Source organism: Cellulomonas massiliensis JC225, assembly GCF_000312005.1.
Lineage (GTDB): Bacteria > Actinomycetota > Actinomycetes > Actinomycetales > Cellulomonadaceae > Cellulomonas > Cellulomonas massiliensis.
The window spans coordinates 277,826-285,946 of the sequence record NZ_HE978588.1; the positions used below are offsets into that span (position 1 = coordinate 277,826).

Consider the following 8,121-nt stretch of genomic DNA (forward strand, 5'->3'; position numbering starts at 1 on the left):
CGGCGCCCGCCCTCCCGGCGGGGAGGACGGGCGCCGTGGGCCGGAGCGACCGGGTCAGCTGAACAGGCGCGAGCCGCACACCGGCCACTGGCCGGCACCGGAGCGCTCGTACAGCGTCTTGGCGCGCGCCGTCTGCTCCGCGGCCGACGCCTGCGACGGCAGGCCGGAGCCGCCGACCGCGCGCCAGGTGCCCACGGAGAACTGGTACAGCCCGTGGTACAGGCCGTTGGACGACACGATGCGGGGGTTGCCGCCCGACTCGCACTGCGCCAGCGCGGCCCAGTTGAGGTCGTCGGTGCTGCCCTTGGCCTTCTTGACCGCCGAGCCGGACGAGCTCGACGAGGCCGGGGAGGACGAGGGCTTCGGCGCGGGCCGGTCCTTCGTCCCGACGGCGACCACCTGGTCGACCGGCTTGCGGACGACCTCCGCGTCGATCTTCTCCTTGCGGGTGACCGTGCCGTCGACCGTCGTCACCTCGAAGGTGATCGCGCGCTTGCCGGCCTTGCCCTCGGTGACCACCTTCGTGGTGCCCGTGTAGAGCGAGGAGTCCGCCTTGCGCCGGGTGTCGAACGCGATCGTCTGCGCCCGCCGCACCTCGGTGCGCTCGATGCGGTTGACGACGACCTCGACGCCGCCCTCGGAGCGCGCGCGGACCGTCACGCGGTCGAGCTCGTCCAGGGTCACGCCGAGCGCGTCCAGCGCCTGCGCGACCGTGGTCGCGCCGGCCGGCACGGGCTTGGTGGTGCCGTCGACGAGCACGCGGGCGGACCCGTCGATCTCGAGGTCGAGCGGGACCGCCACGCGGCCGCCGTCGAGCGAGCGCGACGCGACGAGGGTCACGCGGTGCCCGCGGTCGGCGAGGGCGTCGAGCGCCTCGTCCGCGGTGAGGGCGGTGCTCCACACGGTGCGCTGCTCGCCGTCGAACGCGACGGTGATCTGGCGCGCGTGCCGCACGACGACCGTCTGGCCGTCACGCAGGGCACCGCTGGCCGAGACCGTGTCCCGGTCGCCGACCGTCACGCCGCGGTCCTCGAGGAGCGCGTCGACGGAGCCGGCGAACGTGCCGAGGGCGACCTGGTCGCCGTCGACGTCGAGCGTGACGTCCTTGTGCGCGTGGGCGTACGCGGCGCTGCCGCCGCCCAGGACGAGCGCGGCCGCGGCGGCGGTGACGACGAGCGCGCGCGAGCGACGAGACCGTCGGCCCTCCGGCGTCGTCCCGCCGGCGGCGGGGGTGCGGGGTGCGGCGTCAGCCGCGTCGTCGCCCACCACGGGGAGGGCGAGCGTGGGGTCGGAAGGACCGTTCAGGTTCGTGCGCTTCACGAGGCTCCAGCCGTCGGACGTCCCGGGCACGGGGGTGGACGTGCCGCGGGCGGCACCCGGTGTGCACGCGTGATGGAGGGATCACGTCCCCGTCAGGGGCAGTCGCGCGCACCGGTCCGGATCCCCGATCCGGCGGTGTCGGCGCACCGCCGCACGAGGCGGTCCGCCGGTGTCGGCGCCTCACCCGGCGCAGCTGCTGCACACCGGCTGCCGAGACGCAGCGACACGCGACCGTAACCATTTCGTGACCCGAAGTCCAACGTGTGCCGAGTCACAGTGGTGTATGCGCAGGTCACCGTCCTGCGGACGACGGGGCCAGCGCCCCGTCGCTGCCCGTCAGTACCAGCCGCGCGCGCTCTGGAACGCCAGGGCCGCGCAGGGGGTGCCGTAGCGCCCCGACACGTACTTCAGGCCCCACGTGATCTGCGTCACCGGGTTGGTGCGCCAGTCGGCGCCGACGGTCGCCATCTTGACGCCCGGCAGCGCCTGCGGGATGCCGTAGGCGCCGGAGGACTTGTTCTCCGCCGTCACGCGCCAGCCGCTCTCGTGGTCCCACAGCTCGACCAGGCAGACGAACTGCGAGCCCGTCCACCCGCGTGCGGCGGCCAGCTGCTTGCCGATCGCCTTCGCCGAGCCCGGGGTCACCTTGATGTCGTCGACGTCCGGCAGCTCGAGCGTGCCGACGGCGACGACCTGCGTCACGGGCGGCACGGTCACCACCGACGCCACGGCGGTCCGGCCGACGACCACGCCCCCGACGACGTCGAGCCGGTACGTCGTCGTCCGGACGCCCGCGCGGCCCTTCGTCGTGATCCGCTTCTCGCCCTTCTCGAGCGTCGGGTCGTCGACCTCCCGCTCGTCGAAAGGCATGGCCTCGGTCTCGATCGTCCCGGACGTGTGCGCGCGCGTCACCATGACGACGAGCCCGTCGACGGCCGTCGCGTCGAGCGGCACCGACACCTGGTCGCCGTCCTCGAGCACGAGGCCGATGTCCTTGAGCGCGTCGCGGACCGTGCCGGCGTTGCTCACGCCGTCGATGACCTGGCCGTCGACCGCGAGGTGGATGGTCTTGAGGGTGGAGACGCGCAGCGTGCCGCGGTCGAGCGGCGCGGAGCGGGACGCCGACAGGCGCACGTCGGAGGCGCGCAGGCCGAGCCCGTCGACCGCCTCCCCGACCGTCAGCGCCGTGGTCGTCACCTGCTGCTCGCGGCCGTCGACGACGAGGTCGAGCGCGCGCGCGTGCCGCACGACGATCTCCCCGCCCCGCCCGATGCCCTCGGAGGGCTCCGGGGCGACGAGGTCGGCCGCGGAGTACTCGACGTCGGCCTGCGCGAGGATGTCGCCGACCGTGCGGCCGAAGCCCTGCACCTGCACCGCGGACCCGTCGACGTCGATCGTCACCGTCTTGTGCAGGACGGCGAACGCGCTCGTCGCGGCGACGACCATCGCGAGCACCACGCCCTGCGACGCCGTGCGCACGAGGCGCTTGCGGCGGCGCGCGGCACGGCGCGTCGAGGGGGCGTCGCTCACGCAGCTGTCCTTCCGTCGTGGGGGCCGGCCCGGCCGCACTGCCTGACCGGGCTCTCCCGAGCCGTCGCGGTCCCCCCACCGGGCCCCGGTGCGGGGAGCGAGTCCTTCCGCTCCTTCATCGACCTGAGGCCGGTCCGACCGTAACCGATCCGTGACCCGGATGGGTAGCGGAGCAGGAATCACCCGGTCGCCGGAGCGTCCGCCGCGGGGGTCCACCACCCGGTGAGCGGCCGTCCGACGGACGCCCGACCCCCCTCACCACGCGCCGTACACCTGCTCGGACGTGCGCGCCACGCCCGCGCAGACCTCCTCGAGCGACCGCCCGGTCACCTCGGCGACCGCGCGCACCGTGCCCGGCAGCAGGTAGGGCGCGTTGGGGCGGCCCCGGTACGGCGTCACCGTCAGGTACGGGGCGTCGGTCTCGACGAGCACGAGCGCGGGAGGCAGCTCGCGCAGCGCGGCGCGCAGGTCGTCGTTGGCCTTGAACGTCACCGGCCCGGCGAACGAGCAGTACCAGCCGTGCTCCGCGGCGACGCGCGCCAGCTCCACGCCGCCGGAGAAGCAGTGGAAGACCGTCCGCTCCGGCGCACCGTCGCGCAGGAGGACGTCGACGACCTCGTCGTGCGCGTCCCTGTCGTGGATCTGCAGCGCGAGGCCGAGCTCCTTGGCCAGCGCGACGTGCGCCCGGAACGCCTCGCGCTGGACCTCGCGGCCCCGGGGGCCGGCCCGGAAGTGGTCGAGGCCCGTCTCCCCGATCGCACGCACGCGGTCGTTGGCGCGCGCGACCTCCCCGACGCGCGCCAGCGCCTCGTCGAGCGGGACCGCGTGCCGCTCCTGCGGGTCGGGGTCGAGCCCGTCCGGGGCGACCTCGTGGACGCCCGCGTGCAGCACCGCCTCGTTCGGGTGGATCGCGACGGCGCCCAGCAGCCGGGCGTCCGCGCGCACCACGCGGTCGGTCCACGCGACGGCGTCGAGGTCGCACCCGACCTGCACCAGCCGCGTCACCCCGACCGCGGCGGCGCGGTCGAGCTGGGCCGCGAGGTCGGAGGAGTCGGCCCAGCCCTCGGTGGACCAGCCGACGACCGACTCCAGGTGCGTGTGGTTGTCGACGACAGGCAGGGGCAGCGGCTCGGGGACCGGGGGCCAGCCCCGCTCCTTCGTCCGGGCCACGCTCACGCCTCCCGGACGCGCGCGATCTCCTCCTCGACGACCGAGTCGTCGAGCTTGGTGAAGACCGGCGACGGCGGCCCGACGGGCGTGCCGGGCACCACGGCGCGCGGCGCCCACGGGGCCACCGTCTCGCCGAGCCGGTAGTCGCCCGTGATCACGGGGTAGCGCCGGCTCTCGTCGTCCAGGTCGGTGACCTCGTCGATCCGGGGCTGCGGCGCGATCGTGCCCGTGCCGCCGAGCAGCTCGTGCACCCGCTGCGCCGAGTGCGGCAGGAACGGCGCGAGCATCGTGTTGAGGTCGCTCACCGCCTGCGTCGCCGTGTGCAGCACGGTCGCGAGCCGGTCGGGGTCGTTCTTCAGCTTCCACGGCTCGGTCTCGGAGATGTAGCGGTTCGCCTCCTGCACGACGCGCATCACCTCCGAGACGGCCTGGCGGTTGTGGTGGTGGGCCAGCAGGTCACCCACCCGCCCGAAGGCCGTCGTCGTCTGCGCCAGCAGCGCCTCGTCGACGTCCAGCCGCTGCGCGGGCGCCGGCACCTGGCCGAAGTTCTTGTGCACCATGCTCGCGGTCCGGTTGACCAGGTTGCCCCAGCCGGCCACGAGCTCGTCGTTGGTCCGCCGCTTGAACTCCGCCCACGTGAAGTCGGTGTCGTTCGTCTCCGGCCCGGCGACGGACAGGTAGTACCGCAGCGCGTCCGGCTGGTAGCGCGACAGCATGTCGCGCACGTAGATGACCACGCCGCGCGACGTCGAGAACTGCTGGCCGTCCACGTTGAGGTACTCGCTCGAGACCACCTCGGTCGGCAGCTCCAGGTCGCCGAACAGGCCCGGGGCGCCCCCCTTCGACCCCTTGCCCGCGTAGCCGAGCAGCTCCGCCGGCCAGATCTGCGAGTGGAAGGTGATGTTGTCCTTGCCCATGAAGTAGAAGGACTGCGCGTCCTGCTCGTTCCACCACGCGCGCCACGCCTCGGGGTCACCGCTGCGGCGCGCCCACTCGATCGACGCCGACAGGTACCCGACGACGGCGTCGAACCAGACGTAGAGCCGCTTGTTCGGGTTCTCCTCCCACCCGGGCAGCGGCACCGGGATGCCCCAGTCGATGTCGCGCGTCATCGCGCGCGGGCGCACGTCGTCGAGGAGGTTGAGCGAGAACTTCAGCACGTTCGGGCGCCACGCGGTGCGCGTGCGCAGCCAGTCCCCCAGCGCGTCGACGAAGGCCGGCAGGTCGAGGAAGAAGTGCGTGCTCTCGACGAACGTCGGCGTCTCGCCGTTGATCCGGCTGTGCGGGTTGATGAGGTCGATCGCGTCGAGCTGGTTGCCGCAGTTGTCGCACTGGTCGCCACGCGCGCCGTCGTACCCGCAGATCGGGCAGGTGCCCTCGACGTACCGGTCCGGCAGCGTACGACCCGTGCTCGGCGAGACCGCGCCCATGGTGGTCTGCTCGACCATGTACCCGTTCTTGTGCACCGTGCGGAACAGCTCCTGCACGACCGCGTAGTGGTTGCGCGTCGTCGTGCGGGTGAACAGGTCGTACGTGAGGCCGAGCTGCGCGAGGTCCTCGACGATGAGCCGGTTGTTGCGGTCCGCGAGCTCCTGCGGCGAGACGCCCTGCCGCTCCGCCTCGACGAGGATCGGCGTCCCGTGCTCGTCCGTCCCGGAGACCATGAGAACGTCGTGGCCCGCCATCCGCATGTACCGGCTGAACACGTCCGACGGGACGCCGAAGCCGGCGACGTGACCGATGTGGCGGGGGCCGTTGGCGTACGGCCAGGCGACGGCCGACAGGATCCGGGACATGGGCCGATCCTAGGTGGCCGGTCAGCGGCGCGGGTCGCGCGTCCGGAAGGGCTCGACCCGCACCGCGCGCGACCAGTCGCCGTGCGTCTCGTCCGGGCGCTCGACGCCCCCCGCGCCGTCCGGGCCCGTCACGGACGGGCGCTCCACGACCTCGCGCGTGACGGCGATCGGCTCCGTGTCGTCGTCGCGCGTGGCGCCGGGCGGACCGGGCCGGGCGTCCGTGGCCCCGGATGCCGCCGGACGCACGGGCCGGCGCTCGACGCGCGGCCCCCGCGACGGCGCGGTGGCGACGGACCGCCGCCCGGACGGGCGGCGCTGGTCCTCGTCCAGGACGAGCCGGTCGGGCGGGAAGATCGTCCCGACGATCGTCCGGTAGGTCTCGTCGGGGTGCGGGACCCAGCGGATGCGGTGCAGCGCCTGCTCCTGACCCGCCGACTCCAGGGTGAACTCGCCGTAGCCGAGCGCACGGCCGAGCGGCGAGCGGGAGTAGTTCATGTCGGTGACCTTGAGCAGCGGCATCATCGACACCCGGCGCGTCACCAGCCCGTGGACGAGCAGCAGCCGGCGCTCGGTCACGACGAACCACTCGTGCGACCAGTCGACGAGCAGCCACACCGAGCGCGCCAGCACCGCGAACCAGAGCCACCACACCCACGACCCCGCGGGGCCGACGGCCCGGGTGACGACGGTCTCCAGCCACGCGACGACGACGAACGCGACGGCGGCCGTCGCGACCGGCTCGGCCGCCTTGGCCGGGTGCAGGCGCACCGCGAGCACCACCGACTCGCCGGGCACCAGGTAGCGGTCCAGGCTGCGGCGGGCGCGCTCCTCGCGGTCCACGGGCGCTCGGCCGGCCGTCAGGTGGTGAGGCTGGAGAAGAAGCGGCCGAAGCTCGCGAACGCGCCGGTGATCATGCTCCACGCGGCCTCGACGACGTCGGCCGCCTTCTCGGGGCTCGTCACCACGGCGTAGACGAGGAAGATCGCGATGATCCAGATGAGTACGGCTCTGATTCTGGGCGGCATGGCGTCCTCGCGGAGGGGTCGCGGGGGGCTGCGCACGGGCAGCGCGGCCGGCGCCCGGGCGGGCATCCGAGCAGAACGGTACCGATCGGACGTTTCGACCCCGTGCACCCGCGCGGCGTGGCGCAGTCCTGCGCGTCCGCTCAGCGCACGGTGACGCGCAGGATCCGGTCGTCGCCCGCGCGCGGGTCGCCGCGACCGTCCGTGTTGTTCGTCAGCACCCACAGCGACCCGTCGGGCGCGACGGCGACGTCCCGCAGCCGCCCGTGCTCGCCGCGCAGCAGCGGCTGCGGCGTCCCGACGCCCTTCGGCCGCAGCGGCACGCGCCACAGGGTCTGGCCGCGCAGGCCCGCCAGGTAGACCCCCTCCCCGGTGACGGCCAGCCCGCTGGGCGAAGCGTCCTTCGTGGCCCAGGTGACGAGCGGGTCGTCGAACCCGTGCTCCTCGCCGCCCTTGCCCTCGATGATCGGCCAGCCGTAGTTCCCGCCCTTGCGGACGAGGTTGAGCTCGTCCCACGTGCTCTGCCCGAACTCCGACGCGAACATCCGCCCGTCCGAGGCCCAGCCCAGCCCCTGCACGTTCCGGTGGCCCGAGCTCCACACCGGCGAGCCGCGGTCCGGGTTGCCGGGCGCGGGGTCGCCGTCCGGCGTGACCCGCAGGATCTTGCCGCCGAGGCTGTCCTCCTCGAGCGCGCGGTCGGGCTCCGACGCGTCGCCGGTGCTCACGTAGAGGAAGCCGTCCGGGCCGACGGCGAGCCGGCCGCCGTCGTGGTTCGCCGCCTTCGGGATGCCCGTGAGCACGACGTCGAGCGAGCCGAGCCGCGTGCCGTCGAGCGTGCCCCTCACGACCCTGTTGTCGCGGGCGGCCGTCAGGTAGAAGGCGACGTCGGTGCCCCCGGACCCGCCCGGGAGCACGGTCACCCCCAGCAGCCCGCCCTCGCCGGCCGGCCGGGTCCAGTCCGCCAGCTGCTGCGCCCCGGGGCCGGTGACGCGGGTCGTGCGGCCGGACGCGTCGACGACGACGACGCGCGCCTCGTCCCGCAGCGTGACCAGCGCCGAGCCGCCGGGCAGGAACGCCAGCCCCCACGGCGCGGGCAGGTCGCGCGCGACCTCCTCGACGGCGACCCGCACGGTGTCCGGCCCGTCGAGGGACGTGGGCGCGGGCGACGCCGTCGGCGTCGGGGTGGCGGACGGGGTGGACGTGGGCGACGGCATCGGCACCGGCGTGCCCGAGGCGCTGGGGCGCGTCGGCGTCGCGCTCGTCGGGTCGGCCTGCGGCGCCGG

General features: G+C 74.4%; 7 protein-coding genes. All 7 read right to left on the reverse strand.

Features of this window, described 5'->3' with window-relative positions; translation table 11 throughout:
* Positions 1 to 54: 54 nt before the first annotated feature.
* Positions 55 to 1,320 (reverse strand): resuscitation-promoting factor, encoded by a 1,266-nt coding sequence (locus HGCM_RS20525; RefSeq protein ID WP_281286081.1) that lies wholly within the window; start codon positions 1,318 to 1,320, stop codon positions 55 to 57.
* Between the two features lie 336 nt (positions 1,321 to 1,656).
* On the reverse strand, positions 1,657 to 2,850 hold the full coding sequence (locus tag HGCM_RS01270; RefSeq protein ID WP_019135086.1) for a resuscitation-promoting factor: 1,194 nt from the start codon (positions 2,848 to 2,850) through the stop codon (positions 1,657 to 1,659).
* 255 nt (positions 2,851 to 3,105) lie between these two features.
* Positions 3,106 to 4,020, reverse strand: coding sequence for a TatD family hydrolase (locus tag HGCM_RS01275; protein ID WP_026075172.1), 915 nt, complete (start codon positions 4,018 to 4,020; stop codon positions 3,106 to 3,108).
* 2 nt (positions 4,021 to 4,022) lie between these two features.
* Entirely contained in the window at positions 4,023 to 5,816 is a 1,794-nt protein-coding gene (metG, locus tag HGCM_RS01280) for a methionine--tRNA ligase (protein ID WP_019135088.1), read from the reverse strand.
* A 21-nt stretch (positions 5,817 to 5,837) separates the two neighbouring features.
* Positions 5,838 to 6,656, reverse strand: coding sequence for a PH domain-containing protein (locus HGCM_RS20230; RefSeq protein ID WP_019135089.1), 819 nt, complete (start codon positions 6,654 to 6,656; stop codon positions 5,838 to 5,840).
* 17 nt (positions 6,657 to 6,673) lie between these two features.
* Positions 6,674 to 6,841 (reverse strand): hypothetical protein, encoded by a 168-nt coding sequence (locus HGCM_RS20090; protein WP_173390531.1) that lies wholly within the window; start codon positions 6,839 to 6,841, stop codon positions 6,674 to 6,676.
* A gap of 140 nt (positions 6,842 to 6,981) precedes the next feature.
* A partial coding sequence (locus HGCM_RS16350) for a PQQ-dependent sugar dehydrogenase (protein ID WP_019135091.1) occupies positions 6,982 to 8,121 on the reverse strand: 1,140 nt, incomplete at its 5' end.